This is a genomic window from Paenibacillus sp. FSL R5-0908, assembly GCF_038006245.1.
Classification (GTDB): Bacteria; Bacillota; Bacilli; order Paenibacillales; family Paenibacillaceae; genus Paenibacillus_AQ; species Paenibacillus_AQ odorifer.
The window spans coordinates 5232723-5257734 of record NZ_JBBOUV010000001.1; the positions used below are offsets into that span (position 1 = coordinate 5232723).

General features: G+C 46.8%; 24 protein-coding genes. 4 read left to right on the forward strand and 20 right to left on the reverse strand.

Translation table 11 applies throughout. The annotated features are described in order from the left end of the window. Positions 1–5: 5 nt before the first annotated feature. The 3 genes from spoIIAB to MKZ09_RS23850 form a co-directional block, all read right to left on the reverse strand. On the reverse strand, positions 6–461 hold the full coding sequence (spoIIAB, locus tag MKZ09_RS23840; protein WP_036676058.1) for an anti-sigma F factor: 456 nt from the start codon (positions 459–461) through the stop codon (positions 6–8). Continuing rightward, positions 458–811: an anti-sigma F factor antagonist gene (gene spoIIAA, locus MKZ09_RS23845; protein ID WP_036676057.1), complete on the reverse strand. Its 354-nt coding sequence runs from the start codon at positions 809–811 to the stop codon at positions 458–460. Before spoIIAA ends, spoIIAB begins: the two co-directional genes overlap by 4 nt. 175 nt (positions 812–986) lie before the next feature. Further along, a complete protein-coding gene (locus tag MKZ09_RS23850; RefSeq protein WP_370511171.1) occupies positions 987–2183 on the reverse strand; it encodes a D-alanyl-D-alanine carboxypeptidase family protein in 1197 nt (398 codons plus the stop codon). Positions 2184–2496: 313 nt separating this feature from the next. Here MKZ09_RS23850 and MKZ09_RS23855 point away from each other — a divergent pair, with 313 nt between their 5' ends. After that, on the forward strand, positions 2497–3510 hold the full coding sequence (locus MKZ09_RS23855) for a serine hydrolase domain-containing protein (protein WP_076204166.1): 1014 nt from the start codon (positions 2497–2499) through the stop codon (positions 3508–3510). A gap of 111 nt (positions 3511–3621) precedes the next feature. Here the strand turns inward: MKZ09_RS23855 and MKZ09_RS23860 are convergent, their stop codons facing one another. From MKZ09_RS23860 to MKZ09_RS23900, 9 genes are all read right to left on the reverse strand, one after another. After that, positions 3622–4953 carry a pyrimidine-nucleoside phosphorylase gene (locus tag MKZ09_RS23860; protein WP_076204163.1) on the reverse strand — a complete coding sequence of 444 codons (1332 nt, stop codon included), beginning with the start codon at positions 4951–4953 and terminating at the stop codon, positions 3622–3624. A gap of 161 nt (positions 4954–5114) precedes the next feature. Then, a complete protein-coding gene (locus MKZ09_RS23865) occupies positions 5115–5933 on the reverse strand; it encodes a purine-nucleoside phosphorylase (RefSeq protein ID WP_076134749.1) in 819 nt (272 codons plus the stop codon). A 49-nt stretch (positions 5934–5982) separates the two neighbouring features. Continuing rightward, complete coding sequence (gene deoB, locus MKZ09_RS23870) at positions 5983–7161, reverse strand: phosphopentomutase (RefSeq protein WP_076134750.1); 1179 nt, start codon at positions 7159–7161, stop codon at positions 5983–5985. Positions 7162–7403: 242 nt separating this feature from the next. Continuing rightward, positions 7404–8297 (reverse strand): site-specific tyrosine recombinase XerD, encoded by an 894-nt coding sequence (gene xerD / locus MKZ09_RS23875; RefSeq protein ID WP_076204159.1) that lies wholly within the window; start codon positions 8295–8297, stop codon positions 7404–7406. Between the two features lie 159 nt (positions 8298–8456). Next, the gene (locus tag MKZ09_RS23880) at positions 8457–8690 is read right to left on the reverse strand and encodes a DUF4227 family protein (protein WP_036676052.1); all 234 of its coding nucleotides are present in this window, start codon (positions 8688–8690) and stop codon (positions 8457–8459) included. 162 nt (positions 8691–8852) lie between these two features. Continuing rightward, a complete protein-coding gene (gene fur / locus MKZ09_RS23885; RefSeq protein WP_036676051.1) occupies positions 8853–9317 on the reverse strand; it encodes a ferric iron uptake transcriptional regulator in 465 nt (154 codons plus the stop codon). Positions 9318–9407: 90 nt separating this feature from the next. After that, positions 9408–10058, reverse strand: a complete 651-nt coding sequence (spoIIM, locus tag MKZ09_RS23890; RefSeq protein WP_036676050.1) for a stage II sporulation protein M — start codon at positions 10056–10058, stop codon at positions 9408–9410. Positions 10059–10140: 82 nt separating this feature from the next. Further along, the gene (locus MKZ09_RS23895; RefSeq protein ID WP_076204156.1) at positions 10141–11340 is read right to left on the reverse strand and encodes an endonuclease Q family protein; all 1200 of its coding nucleotides are present in this window, start codon (positions 11338–11340) and stop codon (positions 10141–10143) included. Then, a complete protein-coding gene (locus tag MKZ09_RS23900) occupies positions 11331–11903 on the reverse strand; it encodes an NUDIX hydrolase (RefSeq protein ID WP_036676048.1) in 573 nt (190 codons plus the stop codon). Before MKZ09_RS23900 ends, MKZ09_RS23895 begins: the two co-directional genes overlap by 10 nt. A gap of 77 nt (positions 11904–11980) precedes the next feature. Here MKZ09_RS23900 and MKZ09_RS23905 point away from each other — a divergent pair, with 77 nt between their 5' ends. Next, positions 11981–12154, forward strand: coding sequence for a hypothetical protein (locus MKZ09_RS23905; protein ID WP_162636775.1), 174 nt, complete (start codon positions 11981–11983; stop codon positions 12152–12154). A 1282-nt stretch (positions 12155–13436) separates the two neighbouring features. Here the strand turns inward: MKZ09_RS23905 and MKZ09_RS23910 are convergent. Further along, positions 13437–14564 carry a tripeptidase T gene (locus MKZ09_RS23910; RefSeq protein ID WP_076204824.1) on the reverse strand — a complete coding sequence of 376 codons (1128 nt, stop codon included), beginning with the start codon at positions 14562–14564 and terminating at the stop codon, positions 13437–13439. Between the two features lie 94 nt (positions 14565–14658). On the opposite strand from MKZ09_RS23910, the gene prli42 reads away from it, so the two are divergent. Continuing rightward, positions 14659–14760: a stressosome-associated protein Prli42 gene (gene prli42, locus MKZ09_RS23915; RefSeq protein WP_094872112.1), complete on the forward strand. Its 102-nt coding sequence runs from the start codon at positions 14659–14661 to the stop codon at positions 14758–14760. A 70-nt stretch (positions 14761–14830) separates the two neighbouring features. Here the strand turns inward: prli42 and lipB are convergent, their stop codons facing one another. The 5 genes from lipB to lpdA all read right to left on the reverse strand — a co-directional run bounded on the left by lipB (position 14831) and on the right by lpdA (position 20707). After that, complete coding sequence (lipB, locus tag MKZ09_RS23920) at positions 14831–15550, reverse strand: lipoyl(octanoyl) transferase LipB (RefSeq protein WP_076134474.1); 720 nt, start codon at positions 15548–15550, stop codon at positions 14831–14833. A gap of 55 nt (positions 15551–15605) precedes the next feature. After that, on the reverse strand, positions 15606–16976 hold the full coding sequence (locus MKZ09_RS23925; protein WP_076134475.1) for a dihydrolipoamide acetyltransferase family protein: 1371 nt from the start codon (positions 16974–16976) through the stop codon (positions 15606–15608). 146 nt (positions 16977–17122) lie between these two features. After that, positions 17123–18109: an alpha-ketoacid dehydrogenase subunit beta gene (locus tag MKZ09_RS23930; RefSeq protein WP_036676034.1), complete on the reverse strand. Its 987-nt coding sequence runs from the start codon at positions 18107–18109 to the stop codon at positions 17123–17125. A 3-nt stretch (positions 18110–18112) separates the two neighbouring features. Beyond that, a complete protein-coding gene (locus tag MKZ09_RS23935; RefSeq protein ID WP_036676031.1) occupies positions 18113–19144 on the reverse strand; it encodes a thiamine pyrophosphate-dependent dehydrogenase E1 component subunit alpha in 1032 nt (343 codons plus the stop codon). 141 nt (positions 19145–19285) lie between these two features. Beyond that, positions 19286–20707, reverse strand: coding sequence for a dihydrolipoyl dehydrogenase (gene lpdA, locus MKZ09_RS23940; protein WP_076204826.1), 1422 nt, complete (start codon positions 20705–20707; stop codon positions 19286–19288). A 167-nt stretch (positions 20708–20874) separates the two neighbouring features. Between lpdA and MKZ09_RS23945 the strand changes: the two genes are divergently transcribed. Next, positions 20875–21180 (forward strand): DUF2627 domain-containing protein, encoded by a 306-nt coding sequence (locus tag MKZ09_RS23945; RefSeq protein WP_038572486.1) that lies wholly within the window; start codon positions 20875–20877, stop codon positions 21178–21180. A 241-nt stretch (positions 21181–21421) separates the two neighbouring features. Here MKZ09_RS23945 and MKZ09_RS23950 read toward each other — a convergent pair whose 3' ends face one another. Together MKZ09_RS23950 and MKZ09_RS23955 are read right to left on the reverse strand one after the other, a co-directional pair. Further along, a complete protein-coding gene (locus tag MKZ09_RS23950; RefSeq protein WP_076204829.1) occupies positions 21422–23281 on the reverse strand; it encodes an ABC transporter ATP-binding protein in 1860 nt (619 codons plus the stop codon). Continuing rightward, positions 23262–24995 (reverse strand): ABC transporter ATP-binding protein, encoded by a 1734-nt coding sequence (locus MKZ09_RS23955; protein ID WP_076204832.1) that lies wholly within the window; start codon positions 24993–24995, stop codon positions 23262–23264. Before MKZ09_RS23955 ends, MKZ09_RS23950 begins: the two co-directional genes overlap by 20 nt. Positions 24996–25012: the final 17 nt, after the last annotated feature.

Genomic DNA, 25012 nt, shown 5'->3' on the forward strand with positions numbered 1-25012 from the left:
AACCCCTAATTGTATAAAGCTTTTTTCGAAACGATGGTTTTCTTCATTGAGATCGAAGTGCCGTGTCCCGGTTCACTAGTGACTTCAAATTCATCCATGAAATTCTCCATAATGGTAAAGCCCATGCCCGACCGCTCCAGCTCTGGCTTTGAGGTATATAGCGGCTGTTGTGCCAGCTCCAAATCCTCAATGCCCCGTCCCTGATCCTCAATGGTTAAATGTACCGTTTCGTTGTCCAGCGAAGCTGAAATAGTCACAATACCTTCCGGATCACTATCATACCCATGAATAATACAATTGGTGACCGCCTCCGACACGACTGTCTTCAGATCATTCAGCTCGTCCATTGTAGGATCAAGCCTAGAAACGAACGCCGCTACAACTACACGTGCGAATGATTCGTTCTCCGAGAGTGCAGCGAACTGCACGTTCATGAAGTTACCAGCCTTACCATTTGTCATAACGCAACCTCCAAATCCGAGAGTGCAGTGCTCTCGTCGTCATATAGGGGCATGATCTTGAACAGGCCTGACATTTCCAGAAGTCGCTTCACAGGTGCCGTTGCATCACACACCACCATTTTGCCGCCTTTACTATGGATCAGTTTATACCTTCCCAGAATAACGCCGAGACCCGAACTGTCCATAAACTGCAGATGCTTAAGACTAAGGATCAAATGCGATACCTGACCCCGCATAATCGCTTCATCCATATCCATTCTTACAAAATCGGCGGCATGATGATCGAGTTCCCCAGATAAACGGACAATCAGCACACCCCTGTGATGCTCCATTTCCACATTAGAATTCATGCTTGCCACTCTCCTCTTCGTTGCTTTGAAAACTTGGCCTTAAGAGACAGTACCCATTCTCTTCAAGGACAAGGTTTCTACGTGGCAAATCAGGAATCCTGCCTCACGACAAAACTAGAAGAAAACCCCTATGAATCTACAAAGCACATGGGCGCAATCTACAAAAAAGCTCTTTTTAATCCATGCCGAACATCGAGCCTGTTATACGTTTAAAAAGCTTCCACCAGCCTGCTTTTGCCACAGCTTCCCCTGCTTTAAGTTCATACTCTTTAATCACTTGGGTTCCTTGGTAGACAACCAGCTTGCCTATGGACTGGCCTTCAGCCACTGGTGCCTTCACGCTTTCTGGAAGTACTAGTTCGTGACGAATGCCTTCTTGCGTCACACCTTTTTTCAAAAGAACACTATACGTCTCTTTCGCCGTAATCGGCAGCTCGGACTTCACACCCTTCTCAATCTTAAGGGTACCGATAGCGTCCCCTTCTTTGTGAATAGTGTGGATCTTATATTGCGAAAAGAGATAGTCAAACATGCCCGACACTTCACTGTTACGTGTCTTCGTGTTCGGCTCACCCAGCACAACAGCAACAGCACGCAGACCGTCTCTTGCAGCCGTAGCGGATAAGCAGAATTTTGCTTCAGCGGTATACCCTGTTTTCAGTCCATCAGCGCCTGTATAGAAACGTACAAGCTTGTTCGTGTTTACCAACCAGAATGGTTTGGTGGAATCCTTACGCAGATAATCCTGATAGGAACCGGTATATTTGATAATTCTATCATGCTTTAAAAGCTCCCGGCTAATTACTGCAATATCGTAGGCTGAAGAATAGTGATTAGCAGCTGGAAGACCGTTGCAATTGGCAAAGTGGGTATCTTTCAGACCCAGCTCTTCCGCTCTTTTATTCATCAGATCGACAAAAGCGCTCTCCGAACCCGCTATTTTCTCTGCCATCGCCACAGATGCATCATTACCGGAGGCCATAGCGATGCCTTTGAGCATCTCATCCACCGACATTTCTTCACCAGGCTCCAGAAAAATTTGCGATCCGCCCATCGATGCAGCATATTCACTCGTGCGCACCTTATCCGTCAGTTGCAGCCTTCCTTCATCCAGTGCTTCCACCGTAAGCAGCATCGTCATAATCTTCGTAATACTTGCGGGAGGCAGCTTATCATGGCTGTTCTTTTCATAAATAATAGTGCCGGTGCCTGCATCCATCAAAATCGCAGAACGCGCACCAGGCGCAAGATCTACAGCGGCAGCATTACTGCCAGAATCCTTGCTTTTTTCCTCAGCGTAAGCACCTGACACCGGTCCTAGAACCGACACAACGATACAGAGCACAAGCACAGCAAAACGCATTTTTCTCACAATGGTTCCCCTCCTGAACGTTAACCTTCATATCACAGGTACTGTGTTCCAGTTTCGTCAGAAAGGGTGGAAATTATTCCATTTCTAAGTAAATAACTATAATAATTTATCCCAAGAAGTAATGTTGTTGTCAATTAAAAAAAGCCCAGCAGCAGTTGCAGAGCATTTTTATTATAGGGGAGATCAAAAATTATTTCAAATTTTAAGTATTTCCAATTTTTTCGTATTCATTTGATCCACTTTAAAGGAAAATGGAAGATTTTAACGAATGGTATTTAAGAACTTAACTGCTTATAGAGGAGTGAATATACAGATGAACCACCTTGCAGATTATATTGAAGCAGAAGCTAAACAAAACAATTTCTCTGGTGTAGTGCGGGTACAACAACCTGATAAAGAAGTCATCAGCAGTTGTTACGGTTATGCCAATAAGTCGGATAAGCGCGAAAACAATATTCATACCCGGTTCGGCATTGCTTCCGGGTGTAAAATATTCACCGCGATCGCTGTCTGCCAGCTGGTCGATCAGGGATTGATTTCTTTTGAGAGTAGACTAATAGATTATCTTAAAAAAGCAGATTTTCCTCTCTTTAGTCCCGACATCACCATTCATCAGCTGCTAACGCATAGCTCTGGTATTCCGGATTATTTTGATGAAACAATTATGAATGATTTCGAGGACCTGTGGAAGGCACAGCCTATGTACACCTTGCGGCAGCTTGAGGATTTTGTGCCGATGTTCCGAACCCTTCCCATGATGTGGACCCCTGGCGAACGTTTCCACTACAACAATGCCGGCTATATCGTGCTAGGCCTTCTGGTGGAGGAACTGAGTGGAATGACTTTTTCCGATTATGTAGAGCATCACATCTTTAAGCCTTGCGGAATGGAGCAATCCGGTTACTTTACGTTAGATGCCTTACCTGCCAACTGTGCACTAGGATACATAGAGGAAGAGAACGGAAACTGGAGAACCAACATCTACTCAATCCCGGTAAAAGGAGGCGCTGACGGTGGAGCTTTCGTCACTGCCCCCGACATGCAGCTATTCTGGAGCGGATTAATGAACCATACATTATTGAGTCCAGTACTCACTTCATTATTGCTTACTCCCCATGTACATGTGGATGGCGAAGGCTATTATGGTTATGGTGTATGGATTACTCTCCGCGAAGAAAAAGTGTTCAAATTTCACATTATGGGCTATGATCCCGGTGTTTCCTTCCGGTCGGCTATCTATCCAGCTAGTGGCGAGACTGTAGTCGTATTATGTAATACAAGCAGCGCGGCTTCGCAAATTTTCAATAAGATCAATAATCAGTTATAAATATTGCACCATTTAAGCAAAACGCAAAGCAGCGACCTTCCCGATATAGGAGGATCGCTGCTTTGTTGTCTGTTTACGGCCATAGCCATGACAATGTTTATGTTGCCTTGACTAGTACCGTGTTACCCCATCTTTAGTAACAAGTGCAAATACCAAAGGTTGGGCAGGAACAGGTTCAGAAGTGATACGGTAGGCTTCTAACACCTTACCTTCAGCTTCCTCTACTTTCTTCTCACTGGCATCATTGATATGCAAGACTGCAAGCGTCTCGCCGATCTCTACAGCATCTCCAACCTTTTTGGAAAGTTGAATCCCCACGGCCAGATCGATTACGGATTCCTTAGTTTCACGTCCAGCTCCAAGCAGCATAGCCGCAACGCCAATTTCCTCGGCCTGAATCCCTTCTATGAATCCTTTGGTTTTTGCTTTCACTTCAATGAATCGCTTAGCAGTAGGGAGCTTCTCCGGAGAATCAATTTGCGATACATCTCCACCTTGTGCCTTCACGATTTGTTTGAACTTCTCTAGCGCACTGCCATCTTCAATATGCGTCATAAGAATCGAACGTGCCTCCGCTTCATCCTTGGCTTTGCCGCCAAGAACAAGCATCTGGCTGCCCAGAATAAGACAGACCTCCTGCAGATCCTTCGGACCGTGACCCTTCAAGGTCTCGATTCCTTCCTTAATTTCCAACGCATTTCCGATCCCGTAACCAAGCGGCTGGTCCATATCACTGATAATCGCAACGGTATTCCGACCCAGATGCGTTCCAATGTCAACCATCGCCTGAGCGAGTGCTATAGAATCATCCAGAGTCTTCATAAAAGCACCGCTGCCTGTTTTGACATCCAGCACGATCGCATCCGCACCTGCTGCAATCTTCTTGCTCATCACAGAGCTTGCAATAAGGGGGATGGATTCAACTGTTGCTGTTACATCCCGAAGGGCATACAGCTTTTTGTCTGCGGGTGTAATGTTGCCCGACTGGCCGATCACGGCAGCCCCGATCTCCCCTACTTGGTCAAAGAAACGCTCTCGAGCCATCTCGATAGAGAAACCACTGATGGACTCCAGCTTATCGAGCGTGCCTCCAGTGTGCCCAAGTCCGCGGCCGGACATCTTCGCTACCGGTACTCCAGAAGAAGCTACCAAGGGTGCCAGTACTACAGTTGTTTTATCACCCACTCCGCCTGTGGAGTGTTTATCGACCTTAATACCTGCGATTGGGCTAAGATCTACTTGATCGCCGGACATCGCCATTTCCATCGTTAAATCGCCGGTCTCCCGCGCGTTCATGCCTTGAAAATAAACAGCCATTGCCCATGCAGAGAGCTGATAATCAGGCACTTCACCTTTACTGTAGCCTTGAATTAAAAAAGAAATTTCCTCACGACTCAGCTCTCCACCATCTCTTTTTTTCTGAATAATATCGACAGCTCTCATATTACACCTGCACTTCACGGACAATTGCGCGAGCAAGTCCGATAAATTTTGGTCTAGTCAAATTAGTTACCTTCATTATCTGTTCAAACGTCAATGGCTCAAGCTCATTCACTTGTGTCATAGATTGGACCTCCCAAAAATTCAAAATGCAGTACCCGAAATTACATTTTCGGAATAAAGCCCAACACCAGCTTCAGGAAACGCTCACGCACACGATCTGCAGTTTCCATAACCTCTTCATGGTTGAGAGGTTGATCCAGGATTCCTGCAGCCATGTTAGTAATACAGGAGATACCTAATACCTCGATACCTGCATGCCGGGCAACAATGGTTTCCGACACAGTAGACATGCCCACAGCGTCAGCCCCTAGATGACGAAGCATTACGATTTCAGCAGGTGTTTCATAGCAAGGTCCCAGCAGACCTGCATATACGCCTTCTTTGAATTCGAAATTCTGCTGCGCTGCCGTTTCCTTCGCTACCTTTATCAAGCGGCGACTATAAGCGGTTGACATATCCGGGAAGCGCACGCCCAGTGCAGGATCATTAGGTCCTATTAACGGGTTCCGTCCCGTCATATTAAGATGATCCGTAAGGAGCATAAGATCGCCCGGCGTGAAATCTGTGTTCACTCCACCAGCAGCATTAGTTACAAGTAGGCTGGCTATACCAAGTTCTTTCATAACCCGTACAGGGAATGCCGTAACCTCCGGTCCATAACCTTCATACATATGAAAGCGGCCCTTCATCATCACGACACGGCGTCCTTCAATCATACCGATCAGCAGTTCTCCCTCATGCCCCTCTACAGTGGACACAGGGAAGTGAGGAATTTCATCATATGGAATGCTGATTCCATCGGTGATCAGGTCTGCCAGCACACCGAGTCCTGAACCAAGGATCAATCCAATTTCCGGAGCCACCGGACATTGGTCTTTTATATAAATAGCTGCTTCTTGAATTTCTTTTTGAGTTAACATGCTATGGATGATCCTCCTTAATGAATGTTGTGGCGCAACCCACATCCTTTTATTGCAGTTTCGCTAAAAAGCTTGTCCCATACTGCGGCGCCTTCGCACCGAAGTTATCAGCAATGGTTGCGGCAACATCCGAGAAGGTCTCACGAATACCTAAGCTATCTGGATGCTTAAGGCGTGGGCTGTAAATAAGCAGCGGCACATATTCACGAGTATGATCTGTTCCACTATGGATTGGATCATTCCCATGATCTGCAGAAATAATCAACAGGTCATCTTCACCAAGCGTGGATAGAATTTCAGGCAGCGCCTGATCGAATACTTCCAGTGCATGGCCGTATCCTTCCGGATCGCGACGGTGGCCATATAAAGAGTCAAAATCCACCAGATTCGTGAACAGCAAGCCATTGAACGGTTGGCGAAGCTGCTGTATGGTAACTTCGATACCATGTTCATTGCTCTTCGTAGGATAAGAAGCTGTAACCCCTTCACCTGTGAAAATATCGTTGATCTTTCCTACCGCGATAACATCTTTTCCGATATCAGCCAGCGAATTCATTACCGTTGGTTCCGGTGGTTTCACGGCATAATCATGGCGATTTGAGGTCCGTACGAACTTTCCTGGTTCGCCAACATAAGGACGAGCAATAACGCGCCCTACGGAGAATTCAGGAGCCATAGTTAGCTCACGGGCGATTTTACACGCGCTGTATAGCTCTTCCAGTGGAATGATATCTTCATGTGCCGCAAGCTGGAATACACTGTCCGCAGAGGTGTACACAATCCAAGCTCCGGTCTTCATCTGCTCTTCGCCATATTCAACTAGAATTTCCGTACCGGAAGCCGGTTTATTACCGATCACTTTCCGGCCAGTTGCTGCTTCGAATTTTTCAATCAATTCTGCCGGAAATCCGTCCGGATACGTATTAAATGGAACCTCTATTTTCAGCCCCATCAGCTCCCAGTGCCCGGTCATCGTATCCTTACCTACAGATACTTCCTGCATCTTGCCATAATATCCAGTTGGTGAAGCTACAGGTTCAAGCGGCGGCAGCGGAGCAATATTAGCTAATCCTAACTGCTGAAGGTTAGGCAGTTTTAATCCGGGAACACGGTTCAAAATATGGCCAAGCGTATGTGACCCTGCATCACCAAAATTCGCAGCATCTGGAGCTTCTCCGATACCTACACTATCCAAAACAATAAAACCAATTCGTTTAAATGAGGACATATTGTCTTCACTCCTTTTTTAATATAGATCGTTCGTTCATTCGTTTGCACCAACAAGAAGAAACGGCTGTACCTTCTCCCGGAAGTCAGACGCTTCCGTAGCTAGCGATACAATGTATCGCCTGTCAGGTATCCGTTTCTGCCAAAGGATAACCTGTGGAAAATTACCCATTCCCCAGTCTATCCTATAAGTATGATTCCATCATAACTATCTTACTCACAAAAAGCATCTTTGAAGCAAGATCAGCGAGCTCTGGGATGATGCCTCTCATATACTTCCTTCATATTCTTACGGGCGATACCGTTATAAATCTGAGTCGTTGAAATATCAGCATGACCCAGCATTTGTTGTACGGAACGCAAATCCGCTCCACCTTCCAGTAAATGGGCGGCGAAGGAATGCCTTAGCGTATGCGGTGTAATATCCTGCTCAATGTTTGCTTCCCGTGCGTATTTTTTTATGATTTTCCAGAACCCCTGGCGGGTTAATCGCCCACCCAGGCTATTCAGGAACATGGCCGGCTCCTCCTGATGATCACGAAGCAGCTTGTCCCGCATAATAGAAGTGTAAGCTGCTACACTCTCCGCAGCAATGGTTCCAATGGGTACCACTCGTTCCTTGCCTGAAGTCCCTGTACAGCGCGCAAACTTCATGTCCGTATGCACATCGTCTACGTTAAGAGAAATTAATTCAGAAACCTTTATTCCCGTTGCGTAGAGCAATTCCAGCATAGCCTTATCGCGCATCCCTTGTGCTGTACTCACATCTGGAGCAGCCAACAGCCGCTCAACCTCCGAAACCGCAAGCACCATAGGTGGCTTCTTATCGGGCTTCATGGTTTCCATGTCCAGTGTTGGATCCTGCTCAATTAAACGTTCCTTCAGCAAATAATGAAAAAAGGCCCGCAGGGACACCGCGTTTCTGTTGAGCGTTGCAGTGGCTCTTCCCGCTCCGCGTAAGGAGCTAAGATATAACATCACATGAGATCTTCGGAATTCTTCAGGCTGTTCAACCCCCCGCTCTTCAGCAAACTCTAGAAACTGCGATACATCCCTACCGTAAGATTCCAGTGTATTCGGGGACAAGCCTTTATCTCCGGACAAATAATGTAAAAAAGGCTGCAAGTGTGACTTCATTATTTCACGCTCCTGTCCTGGCGCAGCTACTCTTAGTGTCTTCCTGCAGCACATTCAGCATGAGGCTTCAGCAGATGTGTACACAACTCTTACTCTGCATAAATCCACCCTAGCTTTCTTCGACATTCTTCTCGCTTGTTCCTGCTTCCTGTGGAGCTTTCATTCTCCGAACCAGTAATAGAAACGCAAGCGCTGCCGTGCATCCAGACCATCATCACCAACCTCGGCGTGATCAAATGCCCGAACAGCGGTGCCTTCAGGAATTCCATAGTTCTCTATCGGACTGAGCCATTCCCCTAGCCAGCTCATAGCATAGTAGAGTAAATAGCTTAGAGCCACAAACATGATCATAAAATACAGCTTACGCACTGTTTTGGGCACAGAAACAATCATAAGGACGCCTCCTATTACATATAAATGAATTCTGCTCGTCCTTCATTTTATGCTCCAAAAAAGGCTGATATGTATGGCTCTAATAGACTAATCATTTAAAAAGCCCCCTCCGGTATAAAACCGGGGAGGACTTGTGAAGTTAATTCTTAATATAAGATAACTTTAGGATGGATTTCCGTCTGTATTGTTCTTATCAGTACAGCGGTAGCAAATCCCATGGAAATCAAGTCTATGATCAAGCACTGTGAAATTAAACTCTTTCTCCAGTCGCTCTTCCAGCGGACCGAGCCAATCCTCGCGAATCTCATCCATACTGCCGCATTGCACACAAATTAAGTGATGATGATGATGCTTCGCAGTATCTGTTCGCAAATCATACCGGGCTACACCGTCGCCGAAATTGATCTTTTCTACGACATGTAGCTCACTGAGAAGTTCGAGGGTACGATACACAGTCGCAAGACCGATCTCGGGAGCTTTCTCCTTCACGAGCATAAATACGTCTTCCGCGCTAAGATGATCTTCCTCATTCTCCAGCAGCACTCTTAAGGTCGCTTCCCGTTGGGGTGTAAGCTTGTATCCTTGGGATTGTAACTGTTGCTTAATCTTGTCTATCCGTGCTTCCACCTGTCTCCCTCCCCCTTGGATAATAACCGCACCGGTCTTCAAACCACTTCTTCCATTATAGGGGGTGTCGCTTTCAGAAGTCAAACGCTTTTACTGCACAGTCAAGGTCGTCACCGCTTGTACAAGTGAAGGCGTGACCCAACGCATCATGGTTGGTGTAACCCAGGTCTCAAAACATGAAATACCCAGGATCAAAAGCGCCATCACAAATGACAATATAGTGTACATGGTAAAAGGACGAGTCACTGGCGTCCGTCGTTGTCCCATCACCCGGCTGCGGATCATCTGCAAGGAAAAAGCTATCGCAGCTGCACTGCTAACCAGCAGCACAGGGATCAGCACCAGATTATGTGGAGCCACAGAGACTAACGCGAACAACATCCCATGCCAAGAATATTGACTGACCAGACAGCCAACCGTAAAACCGATCAGTACCCCTTTTAAAAAATCAAGAATCAAAATTCCCGGCAGCCCAATGACCGACAACCCAAGAATCCAGATCAGTCCGATCCATTTCAGATTCAAGGCTGCTATACTCCAGTACGAATCAGGTGCGGCTGGCAGACCTTGCTGATCAACCGTAACAAAGAAATTCCCCAGATAATCCCCCAGCTCCTGCTGCTGATCCATCGTAAGCGCACTAACGATAAGAGCTCCAAATACAACACCTACCAGAAATAATACGCCGACAAAAATATACAGAGGCGTCTGTTCCTTCATCATCAGCCGTAAATTACGCATTTGGGACGTTCCCCTTTCCGGTTACATGTTACACCATATGAGAAAACGTCCCGCGATATGACTTGTCCTTCAGGTAATGACTCTACTTTCTGGGCTGAACCACTTTACCGTACGTCCCTCCACCGCCTGCTGATAGCTCCAAAATTCCAGAGCGGGCCTGGACGATCATCGACGCCAGATCCGAACCTACAACGCTGGCAATTTCCGCTTCACCACAACCATGTAAAATGTTCATCTCAGTTCCAAACGCTTGCAGTAACGCGTTCATCTTCGCCTTCCCTAACCCCGGGATAAATTCAAGCGGAACCTGATAATGATAGGGTGGACGGTCAGCAGGCACTAACGGCGTCTTGCGGTCCGCAATATCTAGGATCCGGTCGAAGACACCTCTAACCAGCTTAAGACTGCCGCAATATTGGCAACGATCCGAGTTGACATAAGCCTCATCAATAATACTGCCGCAGCCCCCGCAATAGCTCCGGTGGTATTTGCCAAGCCGCGGATTAAGTCCGAAATTAGCACTTACCATCCGCCCATTTTTACGTTCCAGTGCAAGCCGCAGTTCAGCGAACGAAGGCTGTGCCAGCTCCATCACGTTATACTCACGCCCTAACTTACCCAGTGAATGCGCATCTGAGTTGGTTAGAAACGTGAAATCATCCAGTTCAGAGAGATATCCAGCCATTTCGGAATCTGCACTCAGCCCAAGTTCAACCGCAGCTATGCGTTCCAGATCAAAGATGTCCGCCATACGCTCGGCAGCACAGCCATACAAGCCCTTGTGAGGCGTGAAAATATGTGCAGGGATAAGAATGCCTCCCCGCCCGTAAATCTCATCCTGAAGCTCCCTAGCCGGAGCATACAGGCGCTGGGAACTTAGATTCACGTTCCGCATATAGCGGCTCATCCACGCACTAAAGTCGGTCATGCGTTCCACGTCCGGCATGTAGGCGAGCACATGGCACTCTTTTCGCCCAGGCTCGCGGATTTCAATTTCTGTTCCCAGAATGATCGTAGTCCCTCGGTAAGCAATGCCTCCACCTTTAGCTAATGTCATCTCTCCAGATTCCAAAGAGCGCTGAATATCCCGCAGGACGCCAGGTGAATGACTATCTATAATACCGATCATTTCTAGTCCCTTGCGCTCTGCAGCTTCTTTGGCAATACCCGCAAAGGTAAGCTCGCGGCTGCCGCTAATTTTGACAGCCTGACCTTCCGACGTTCGCCCAATATGAACATGCAAATCGCAATAGAAACTCTTCAGTTCATTTGTTAATTCCATTGGCCTGTCAGCGTGTATAGATGCCAAGCGTACACTGCCATCATCGTTTTTGCATCCGCGATGCGCCCGTCAGCCATATATTGATACGCTTCCTCCAAGGTAAGCTCCGAAACCTCTAGAAATTCATCCTCGTCCAGTGACATGTCCCCTGGTTGAGCGTTAGTAGTCACATACAAATGAATAATCTCATCGGCGAAGCCGGGAGAAGTATAGAAGGATTTAAGCAATTTCAGATCTCCACTGTGAAATCCAGTCTCTTCCTGAAGTTCACGACCAGCCGCAACTAATGGATCTTCACCTTTATCCAGCTTCCCAGCAGGAATTTCCACCTCAGTGCGTTGCATGGGCTGACGGTATTGCTCTACAACAAGCATTTTGTTGTTGTTTAAAGCAAGCACCGCTACAGCACCGGGATGCTTCACAACTTCACGTGTCGCAGTATTTCCATCAGGCAGTCTCACTGTATCCACCTGCAAAGATATAATCTTCCCATCAAAAACAGGCTGTGTAGACAATGTCACTTCATCAAGCTCGGGTTTGCTGTGCAAATGTTGTTCTCCCATAAAGTTTCTGGTCTCCTTTTTCTCTATTGTGCATACGGTGTATTATAGCAAACTTAAAGGGAAAGAAGGAATTTCAGATGAACGAAATCTTCAGCCGTACAAGCTCATCCGCAGTTATGATGGTAGGTAAGCCGGAGGAAATAAAGGCCATCTTGGCTGGATGGATCCAGCAGTATGGGCGCGATATGCCCTTGGCATACATTCTTTCCCTGCATGATCAATCCGCAATCCTTCCGTCCAAGGCAGGATGAACTCATCCTATCCTTTGGGACTTAGCCATACATGTTCACACAACTATAGGGGTGTCTCAAAAGCCATGAAATGGCTGCTGGGGCACCCCAGTCTTTTTGCGTCGCCCCCGATTATGGGGTATTGTGCTTACGATGCTGGTAATGGGCACAGGTTGTTTGATTAAGCGACTATGCGCTTACGATGCTCATATCAGACATAACTTGTTGATCGCTCACGATGCTGATATCTAGCACAAGTTGTTTGATTAGGTCGCTATTGCGCCTACCTTTGTACGCTGTCGGACTCAGCTGCACTTAAACACACCTTTTCCCCACTTATGCTATGCTATCGGACTCCAGTGACGCTATCGGCACGAAAAACACACTATATGCTTCTCTTCCTAAGGAATAGCTGCACTGGTGTCCGAAACTCTGCTCAAATGGTGATAAATTTGCTTTTAGCGTCATCTGAGTCCTTTAGCCTCAAGAGTGGGGGCGGACTTGGCGCTATCGGACTCAGCTGCACTTAAACACACCTTTTCCCCACTTATGCTATGCTATCGGACTCCAGTGACGCTATCGGCACGAAAAACACACTATATACTCCTCTTCCTAAGGAATAGCTGCGCTGGTGTCCGAAACTTTGCCCAAAATGGCGATAATTTTGCTTTTAGCGTCATCTGGGTCCTTTAGCCTCAAGAGAGGGGGCGGACTTGGCGCTATCGGACTCAGCTGCCCTTAAACACACCTTTTCCCCACTTTTGCTTGGCTATCGGTCCCCATTGCAGCTATCAGCACAAAAAACACACTATAGGCTCCTCTTCCTAAGGAATAGCTGCGCTGGTGTCCGAAACTCTGCTCAAATGGTGATAAATTTGCTTTTAGCGTCATCTGGGTCCTTTAGCCTCAAGAGAGGGGTGGACTTGACGCTGTCGGACACAGCTGCACTTAAACATACCTTTTCCCCACTTTTGCTTGGCTATCGGACCCCAGTGACGCTATCGGCACGAAAAACACACTATAGGCTCCTCTTCCTAAGGAATAGCTGCACTCGTGTCCGAAACTCTGCTCAAATGGCGATAATTTTGCTTTTAGCGTCATCTGGGTCCTTTAGCCTCAAGAGAGGGGTACATCCGGGGATTCCGAAAATTCCTACTTGGAGACTCGCCAAAAGCGGCATTAGAGGCCGCATGGATTTTTTGGAATGCTCTAAATATTGCTACACTAAACTCACCATAAAAAAACAGCAGAGCAGCGATCCTCCGTTACGAAAGAATCACTGCTCTGCTGTTTTATAAGGCTGTTAGCCCTTTACGCTCTCTTTTACAATATTCACAACGAGTTCAGCCACTTTTACGATATCTTCGGCTTTAATCCGTTCCTTGGTAGTATGGATATGTTCATAACCCACTGCAAGGTTAACAGTCGGAACATCTAGACCGTTGAACACATTAGCATCACTACCTCCGCCAGAGTGGAACAGGCATGGAGTAAGCCCCATAGAAGTAATGGCCCGCTGTGCAAGCTGCACTACCGGATCATGCTCATTAAAGCTAAAAGCAGGGTAGATAATTTCACTGCGGAATTCGCATTCTGCGCCGTATTCCCGAACAGTTGTCTCGAGTGCTTCGCGCATCGAAGCGATTTGAACGCCAACCTTCTCCTGCACAATACTGCGTGCTTCTGCATCCAGCTGGACGTGATCGCACACTACATTCGTTGGGCCGCCGCCAGCGAACTTCCCAATATTCGCTGTGGTTTCGTTATCAATACGACCCAGCTTCATGGCTGCAATCGCTTTGCTAGCAACTTGAATTGCGCTGATGCCGTCCTCTGGGTTCACGCCAGCATGAGCTGATTTCCCAAAGATTTGCATCGTGATTTTTGCCTGTGTCGGTGCTGCGACCGCAATCGCTCCAACTTCACCATTGGAATCTAGTGCAAAGCCGAAGTCTGCATCCAAGTTACTTGGATCCATCGAACGTGCGCCCAGCAATCCAGATTCTTCACCCGCTGTAATCACGAATTGAATCTGACCATGCGGAAGCTTTTGCTCTTGGATCACGCGAATGGCTTCGAACAATGCAGCAAGTCCTGCTTTATCATCAGCTCCAAGAATCGTAGTACCATCACTTGTAATCCATCCATCTGAACCAAGTGTAGGCTTGATATTTTGTCCTGGAACAACCGTATCCATATGGCAAGTGAACAGAAGCTTTGGAGCAGCTCCTCCATTCTCAGCTGGCCAGGTAATGAATAGATTACCTGCTCCATGTCCGGTTCTTTCCTGTGAATCGTCTTCGAGCACTTCTAAACCCAGTTCGTTAACCTTACTCTTAAGGACATCGGCAATCTGCCGTTCATTTCTTGTTTCGCTATCAACTTGGACAAGTTCCATAAACTCCTGAATCAATCGGTCTTGTGAAATCACTGGACTTCCCTCTCTTTCGTGAATACGGTACAATGGTTGTACGGCATTACAATCTTCATGTTAATAACTTAAACTAAATCTAAAGGAGTTACCCATGCAACGTAATAAATGGTTCAAGATCTTCATCTACGTCATGTTGTTTGCCATGATTGCCTCTACGCTCTTTATGGTTATCGAGCCTTTCCTTGCAGGTTAAACATTGCTCAGGAAGCATTAATAATAGCGGCTAGGAACTCCTTGCCGCTATTTGGCCTGCACGTTTGTTCCTAATCAGCCTTTGCCATATCACAGAAAGTGTCCATCAGCTCTTCATATGGAAAATGTTTCAAGAAATATGGGACCAGCTCTTCAGCCACCTCATGAAGCTCAAATCGACGACCTGCACATTCCTCTAGAGAAGTTATTCCAAAATCGGTGATCCCGCATGGAATAATCCCTTGAAACCCGCGCGCCGCAATCCCCTCAGAAATGTTAAAAGCAAAACCATGACTGGTAATAAAACCTCTTCGGAATTTACTCTTATTAAACTTCACACCAATAGCACAGATCTTCTCATCGCCAACCCATACTCCGGTGTACTCCGGTTTACGATCTCCGACAATTCCGTAGGATGCCAAATAATCAATAATAACAGCCTCCAGACTGCGCAAGTACCCATGCAAATCCACTTTGCCATCTTCTCCGAGTTTAAGAATCGGATAACCTACAAGCTGACCGGGTCCGTGATATGTAATATCTCCTCCGCGATCGATTTCAAACAGCGCGATTCCTTTTTCTTCGAGCTGCTCATGATCCAAGAGAAGATGTTCAGGATGATTTTGTGAACCGATAGTATAGGTAGGCGGATGCTGTAAAAGAATAAGTCTCTCCGGCTGCTCGCCAGAATCAATGGCATGCACACTTTCTTTTTGCAGCTCCCAGGCCGTCCCATACTCCATAATAGGGTCATATGAAATCTGCAGCTTACGAATATCTGAATTATTCATACCGTCAGGTCCCCTTTTTCAGTCTCATGCCTGCACAGTTTGGCTCGTTATTATTTTAGTAAAGTTTCGTATCCGGGGTATATCCTTCAATATTATCCTTGACGCGTTGCAAGAAACGACCGCAAATGACTCCGTCCAGAATCCGATGATCGAGCGACAGACAAATATTAGCCATTGATCGCACACCTATCATATCGTTAATAACCACAGGTCTTTTTACAATCGATTCAAATGTTAAAATCGCTGCCTGTGGATAGTTAATGATTGGATAAGAAAGAATGGAGCCAAACGAGCCTGTATTATTTACAGTGAAAGTCCCTCCCTGCAAATCTTCCAGGCTCAGTTTGCCTTCGCGTGTTTTTTGAGCCAATTCATCAATCTCACGAGCCAACCCAGCGACATTTTTCTGATCGGCCTTCTTAATCACAGGAGTGATAACCGAATCTTCTGTACCTACCGCTAACGAGATATTGATATCACGTTTGACAATAATTTTGTCTACAGCCCAGACAGAGTTCATAATCGGGTAATCCTTAATCGCACTCACAACAGCCTTCATCATGAAAGCCAGATAGGTTAGATTGATACCTTCTTTACGCTTGAACTCATCCTTATGTTTATTGCGCAGTGCGACCAGATTAGTCACGTCTACCTCAATCATTGTCCAAGCATGCGGAATCTCAGAGACACTTTGACGCATTCTTGTAGCAATTGTATTCCGGATTGGCGTTACATCAATCAGGTATTCAGAACTGCTGCCTCTGCCACCCTCAACTTCAATTGTTGGAATACGAGGAGATTCGCTCAAGTGTAGACCCGAATGGCGAAGTGGCTCTTCTGCCTTCTTCTCTTGGGCTTGAACGAACTGTGGAGCAGGCGGTTGTGACGCCATTGGGGCAGGCTGGCTAGCAGAAATCGAAGCTGCAGATCTAGCTCCGCCGCTTTCGAGGAAGGTCAGCACATCTTTACGGGTAATCCGACCGCCCATACCAGTACCAGCAACTAAAGTCAGATCGATGTTATGTTCAGCAGCCAAAGTCTGTACCGCAGGAGAATAGCGTGCACGCATCGTATCGCCAGCAGTTGAAGTCGCACTTTGTCCTGCAACATTATTAGAGGAATTAGCTGCAACTGTGTTAGTGTTAGTCACGTTTGCAGCAGCAGATGCAGTCACAGGCACGGCTATACGACAAATGACTTCGCCGACATTGACAACCTGGCCTTCTTCCGCCAATAGTTCACCCATAACTCCATCGATCGTTGAAGGTAATTCAGCATTTACTTTATCTGTAATAAGCTCACATATTGGTTCGTATTGCTCTACCGGATCGCCCGGTTTCTTCAGCCATTTGCCGATCGTCGCCGATACTAGCGATTCCGCCAGCTGCGGCATGATCACGTCAGTCAACTTTTGGTTGTCAGACATCTTTTCACTCCTTAAAAGTTTTACGAAGCATTGACTCTTAGAAAGACTACATAGTAAAACTTGCTTCGTAAGCATATTCTTAAAGTTTTACGAAGCTTCGTAAGCATCACCTGAGTTTTACGAAGCTTCGCATTCACTCAGCTATTTTAATATTGCGCCAGTCGAAGCATTTCCGCCTTCACTTTTTCTTTGCTAAGCATGAAGAACTTCTCCATTGGTGGGCTGATTGGCATCGCCGGAACATCGGGACCACAAAGACGGAAGATTGGTGCATCGAGCTCGAACAGACAATGCTCTGCGATAATGGCTGCCACTTCGCCGCCAATTCCGCCTGTTTTATTATCTTCATGCACAATCAATACCTTACCGGTTTGACGGGCAGCAGCAATAATCGCATCACGATCCAGCGGTTGCAAGGTACGCAGATCAAGAATATGTGCTGTAATTCCTTCCTCGCGTTCCAATTCTTCCGCAGCCTGCATAGCAAAATGCAGCGGAAGACTATAGCCAATCACCGTAATATCCGTTCCCTCACGCAGCAGATTAGCTTCGCCAATTGGAACGGTGTAATCCCCTTCTGGAACTTCTTCCTTGATCAGCTTGTAACACTTTTTGTTCTCAAAGAAAAGCACCGGATCAGGATCACGTACGGCTGCCTTCAGCAACCCTTTAGCATCATAAGCGGAGTAAGGCGCTACAATCTTCAATCCAGGTGTACCAAAGAAAATCGATTCCGGACACTGTGAATGATACAATCCACCGAACACCCCGCCGCCAATAGGGGCACGAATGACAACCGGGCAACTCCAATCGTTATTTGAACGATAGCGGATTTTAGCCGCTTCACTGATAATTTGATTCGTCGCCGGAAGCATAAAGTCGGAGTATTGCATTTCAGCAATTGGTTTCATTCCGTACATAGCTGCTCCGATGGCTACACCAGCAATCGCTGATTCAGCGAGGGGTGTATCCATAACCCGCTCTTCGCCAAACTGTTCCTGTAGACCTTTGGTTGTGGTAAATACGCCGCCTTTGAGACCAACGTCCTCACCAAGCACGAACACGGAATCATCGCGCTCCATTTCTTCCTTCATCGCGAGCCTGATGGCATCGATATATTCCATTATAGCCATGGTTTATGCCCCTCCTTTGAGGTCGGAATCACTGTATACATGCAGCAGTGTGTCTTCCGGTTTCGGGAACGGAGCATTATCGGCATACTCGATAGCCGCTTTAAGCTCAAGATTGCATTCAGCAGCAAGATCTTGTTCTTGCTCGTCACTCCACAATCCCAGACCGATCAAATAATTACGGAATCCTGCTACGCCGTCCTTCTTCCAGTTCTCATCAACCTCTTCTTTGGTCCGGTAAGCCAGATCATTATCTGAGGTGGAGTGTGGAGACAAACGGTACATCATCGCTTCAATCAGCGTAGGACCTTCACCCGCGAGGGCTCTTTCCCGCGCTTCCTTAACGACACGATAAACCTCAAGCGGATCGTTTCCGTCTACACGCACACCAGGAAATCCATAACCCAGCGCACGGTCGCTAACCTTGCCGCCTAACTGTTTATGAACAGGAACAGAGATTGCGTACTGATTGTTCTGGCACATGATAATAACCGGCAGCTTATTCACTCCGGCAAAGTTACAAGCTTCATGAAAATCCCCCTGATTGCTGGAACCTTCACCGAAGGTTACAAAGGAGACGAATTTCTTCTTCTGCATTTTGGCCGCCAGAGCAAAGCCAACCGCATGAGGGACCTGCGTGGTTACAGGGCTTGACCCTGTCACAATACGCAGACGTTTGCTGCCAAAGTGACCCGGCATTTGCCGCCCACCACTGTTTGGATCTTCTGCCTTAGCGAATACGGACAACATAAGTTCGCGTGTAGTCATACCCACTGAGAGCACGAAAGCATAATCGCGGTAATAAGGTAAAAAATAATCATTTTGCCGGTCCAGCGCGAACGCCGCCGCCACCTGACCCGCCTCCTGGCCTATGCCGGAGACATGAAAGTTGATCTTGCCAGCGCGCTGAAGCAGCAGACTGCGCTCATCGTATTTACGAGCGAGCGACATATATCTGTACATATCGATGACCTGGCCGTCACTAAGTCCAAGCTGCTTATGTCTGTTAATCGTTTCTACAGTACCTTGGGATTCCATAAAGAGATACCTCCTTATTCATAAAGCCTGAAGTCTTACAGGAATTAAGACCAATTGTGCCCTGATCTTAAAACCTGGTACTAAGACTTGACTTGAGTATATTATAATCCCTTTCTACCCAAAAAGAAAAGCTAAGAAAAACTAAAATCCAATAGATCTTCCATCCACAGCTAACATTGCTTCTCCGATAATCTCCGAAAGGGTAGGGTGAGCATGTATAGCTTCACCAATCTCCCAAGGTGTTGCATCCAGAAGCTGTGCCAAGGCCGCTTCTCCAATTAGATCCGTCACATGAGGACCAATCATCTGCACACCAAGAATATCTCCACTGCTACGATCGGCAACAACTTTGACAAATCCGTCCTTCTGGCCATATACAATTGCCTTGCCAATGGCCGAAAATGGGAACTTGCCAATCACTACATCATGTCCAAGCTCTTTAGCTTCCTTCTCGGTGTAGCCCACACTTGCTACCTCAGGCCGAGTATAGACACAACGTGGTACTAAATGTGTATGGTAAGGATGTAGCTTCTCACCAGATAGATGGTTAACCGCCATAATCCCTTCATGACTGGCTGCATGAGCCAATTGAAGCCCGCCGATGCAGTCACCAATCGCATAAATATGCGGCTCTGCCGTCTGCATACTAGCGTTTACAGCAATAATCCCTTTGTCAAAGCGAATATCTGTGTTTTCAAGACCAATATTCTCGATGTTGGCCACTCTGCCTACGGATACAAGCAATTTTTCTGTGGATAGGCTTTGACTTTGCTCTCCCTTACGGGCTTCGATCGAAATTCCATCCTCCGTTACCTGGCAGGTTGCAGCATCCACTGTAGTTTCAGTCAGTACCTTAACACCACGCTTTTTCAACAACCGTTGTAGTTCCCTAGCTATCTCTTCATCCTCTTGAGGCAGTAACTGACCTGCCGCTTCAACCACAGTCACCTGCACTCCAAAATCAGCCAGCATTGAAGCCCATTCGACACCAATTACACCGCCGCCCACAATAATGATAGAAGATGGCAGCTCTTCGAGCGTGAGCGCTTCATCACTGCTAAGAATCACTTTCCCGTCCGGTTCGAGACCAGGCAATACTCGTGGGCGTGAGCCCGTAGCGATAATAAGATGGCTGGAAACTACTGTTTCCATCTCCCCATCTTCCAGTTCCACAGCTACAGCACCGCTGCGCGGAGAAAAAATAGAAGGACCCGTTACGCGCCCTTTACCTTTGACAACTTGTATTTTATTTTTGCGCATCAAATATTGTACGCCTTGATGAAGTTGCTCAACTACAGCTTCTTTGCGTTTCTGTACCTTTGGGAATACCAGCTGTACACCGCTTGTCTCAATGCCATAGCTCTCACTCTCATTGATTTCAGCATATACCTCTGCACTACGGAGCAGTGATTTACTAGGAATGCAGCCCCGATGCAGACAGGTTCCTCCCAGTTTGTCCATTTCGATGACGACAACGGACTTTCCAAGCTGTGCAGCGCGAATAGCCGCCACATACCCTCCAGTACCTCCGCCAAGTATGGCCACGTCACATGAAATTGTCATGATATGTATCCTCCAGTCATTACACGTAAGTTCATTTTACTTAGTATATTGTACTCTCTTTTTGCTCTATTACAAAACTTATAAACGTCATATGCAAATGGACTTTTTCTTGCTAAAGCGTTATCATATGGGTGAATCTAAAGGGCTAAGAGGGGTAGGAGACACTTATGAAACTGTTAATTTCACGCTTCATTGCCATCCTTATTCTTGTGTTTCCGGGCTTAATAGCAATGAAGGGCTTCCTCATGATGAAGGATGATATTTTTGATTACATATCCATGCATGGTGATGATACCGTTGTGCCCCACTTTGCTTGGCTGCATTTCGGTGGTGGATTGCTGCTCTTCGCAGCTGGCATGACTTTCCTTGGTGGCTGGATTCTGGCTAGGGACCGTAAGAAGAATTACGTAGGTCCAAGGTTCAAGGAGAAGCAAAAGGCGAAACAAGCCGGAACGCAGGAAACGATCTCTTAAGATGCTATACTAAACTTAGAATCAGCATTTTCATCTCATCATTTGTTCATCTGATCATATGAATCTCGAATCGCACACAATCAAGCCTTATTCCCTGCTGATTGTAATTTGTACAATAGATTTCCCCACAATCAAAACCTCCCAGCTCACCCGAACTGGTGCTCGTTATCTATCGCAAATAACATAAAGGCGAGAACTTCATGGACGCAATCTGCGCTCCCTGAAAATTCTCGCCTTTTTCTTAAATCCCCGCCTTATCAAGCGCCTCTTTCCGCCGCCCCTGTACCAACTCACTGTACAGTCCGCCTTGCTTCAGCAGCTCTTCATGAGAGCCTTGCTGCAATAATCTGCCGCCCTGAAGCACAAGAATTCGATCAGCCGCACGAATCGTGCCAAGTCTATGAGCGATGACGAAGCTCGTTCGCCCTTTCATCAGCGCCTGCAGCCCTTCCTGAATCTTGATCTCGGTCACTGTATCAATACTGCTGGTTGCTTCATCAAGCACAAGCATAGAGGGGTTAGCAAGAATCGCTCTCGCAATGGAGAGCAGCTGCTTCTGCCCTTGGCTTATACCGCTGCCATCCGCCGAGAGCATCCGTTCATAACCTTCAGGCATTCGCATAATAAAAGAATGGGCATTGGCCAGCTTAGCCGCCTCTTCAACCTCTTCATCGGACGCATCCAGCCTCCCGTATCGGATGTTATCGCGGATACTCCCTTTGAACAAAAAGGAATCCTGCAATACAAAGGCCATATGACTTCTCAAGCTTTCCCGCCGAATCGAAGTGATATCTAAGCCATCCAGCGTGATTTCCCCCTGATTAGGATCATAGAAACGGGATAACAGCCCTATTAGCGTTGTTTTACCTGCACCGGTTGGTCCAACTAAAGCGATCATCTCGCCAGGCTTCGCTTCAAAGCTGATATCCTGCAGCGTGTTAGAACCTCCATCATAAGAAAAAGCTACATTTTCAAACTTCACCGCACCCTGTACAGTTTCAAGTGATATGGCTGCACCTTCATCTTTAGCCTCGGTCTCTTCGTCCAGCACTTCAAACACCCGCTCAGCCCCTGCCACCGCTGAGAGCAAGGTATTCCACTGATTTGCTAAATCATTAAGCGGACGAGTAAACTGGCGGGTATATTCAACGAATACAATGATCACACCCACTGTAATCGACCCACGGATCGCAAGCAGACCACCAATTCCTGCAACAATGGCGAAGCTAAGATTATTAAGACCATTCATAAGCTTGGGGATGAAACCAGAAATGGACTGCGCCCAGTAGCCTGACAGCATAATTCGCTTGTTGCGTTCATGAAAACCAGAGATGACCCGTTCCTCTTGTGAAAAAGCCTTGATAATCCGTTGTCCGGATAAGGTCTCCTCAATATAACCGTTAAGCTCCCCTACATTACGCTGACGTTCTTTAAACAGTGGGCCTGTACGGCGTGTAATCCAGCGCATGCCTAACAACATCAAAGGCACTACCATGAATGTGAGCAGCGTCAGCAAGGGACTAAGCCACAGCATAACCCCTACGGTTCCTAACAAGGTTAAAACACTTGAAAATATCTGAATAGCCGAGCTATTTAACGTAGAGCTGACGTTCTCGATATCATTGGTAAGACGGCTCATAATTTCTCCCTGCTGTCTCCGATTAAAAAAGGAAATGGGCAGACGGTGTAAATGGGAGAATAGCTCCGTACGCATCCGTAAGACAGTTTCTTGAGCAATTTCGATCATCCATATGTTTTGCAGCCAAGAAGTCAGAGAATAAAAAATGTACACACATGCAAGGCTTGTCAGAAAAACAACCCATGAGCGCCCGCCGGTACCTTCCAGATAATTATCCACCGCTCTGCCAATCATGTATGGCCCCAGCAGCGCTAGCGCTGAGCTGAAGACAACCATGATCAGTACAAGAATAAGCTTGGCTTTACGCTCAGCTAGATAACTCCAGATCCGGAGCAGCGTCCCTGACCAATCCTTCGCCTTTGCTTTAGGTTTGCCGCCAGATGCTGTCCCTAGACTTCGTCCCGCGCCAAGTTCAAAGTTCGGTTTAGGATGACGAAAAGGTTCAATTAATGCTTTGAACATGCTGCTTCGCCTCCTCTACCTGTGATTCATAAATCTTGCGGTACAGCTCGGAGCTTCCCATAAGCTCCTTATGCGAGCCTTTGCCAATTAATCGTCCCTCATCCAGCAACAGGATCAAATCGGCTGATGCCGTTGAACTGATTTTCTGAGTAATCAAAAAGGTTGTACAGGAGATATCCTTTAGCGCCTCCAGCAAAAGCCCTTCCGTAACCGCATCAAGGGCACTGGTGCTGTCATCAAGGATCAACATAGCCGGTTTCCTAACAAGTGCACGGGCAATCGTTAACCGCTGCTTTTGTCCGCCGGAGAGATTAACCCCACGTTGACCAAGCATCGTGTCATAGCCATCGGGCAACCCTTTTACCGTCTCGTGAATTTGTGCAGCCGCCGCTGCTTGTTGGATTTGTTCTAGTGTGGCGTGTTCATTTCCCCAAGCAATATTATCGCGAATTGATCCGCTGAAAAGCTGCAATTCCTGAGGCACATAACCTATCGATCTCCGCAGTCTGGAAATATCGATATCGGCACTTTTATCACCGTCAATCCAAATGATCCCGTCTGTCTCTTCATACAAGCGCGGAATCAGACTCACGAGTGAGGATTTTCCTGATCCGGTCGCCCCCATAATCGCTACTCGCTCACCAGCAGCTACTTCAAAATGAATGTCCTCCAGGACAGAGATATCACTATTAGGATACTTAAAGCAAACGCCTTCAAATTTAACGTGGCCCTGAATCGGCTCGCCTTGCAAAGTCCCGCCTTCATGAACTCCAGCTCCCGCTTCCATAACTTCTGAAACACGCTGAGAGGAGGCCCGAGCGCGGGAAAACGTTACAACAAGACCAGATATCGCTGATAGTGCTCCAATCGTTCGCAAGGAGTAATTAATAACAGCAACAGTCTGACCCAAAGTAGCATCCCCATTGGAAATGGCTATCCGTCCAAACCATAAAATCGCCAAAATCGCCGCATTCACAATAAGCATAACAAAAGGCATCGTCGTCTCAGTCAAACGCAAGGCAGACACCGTTGATCTCATCAAATTCCCGCTAAATACCGTGAAACGTTCAATCTCATACCCCATACGCACAAATACGCGGATCAAGCGAATACCCGTAAGATTCTCCTGAATCACGCCATTAACTCCGTCTAAACGCTGCTGGACCGTACGAAATAACAAGGAAGCTTCTCTCATAATCCAGTAGAGGAAAAAAATCAACAAAGGTAACGCCACCGTCAGCAGTAATCCCAGCTTCACATGAACAACTAACGCCATAATCACACTGCCTACCACAACAAGTGGCACCCGTGTCATAAAGCGCAAGCTCATAAAAATAGTATCCTGCAGCTGTGATACATCACCAGTCAGACGGGTAATCAGTGACGAGGTAGCAAAACGATTGAATACTTCATACGTAAAAGACTGTACCTTTTCGTACAATTTGTCCCTAAGATCGAACGCAAAGCTCTGACTTGCATGGGCAGCAAAAAAAGAACTGAGTACCCCGGCTGTAAACGCAACTACCGCGCTGCCGATCAATATACTGCCCCACAGCCATACTACAGAGGTATCTTTTTCTCGGATCCCTAAGTCAATGATTTTGGAAATGATCAAAGGCTGTGATAATTCTACCGTCAATTCAATGAGCATCATTACAAGGGCAGCTATTGCAGCTACCTTATATTTTTTGAGAAAAGAGAAAATCAAAGCCATTCGCATACCCTCTTTTT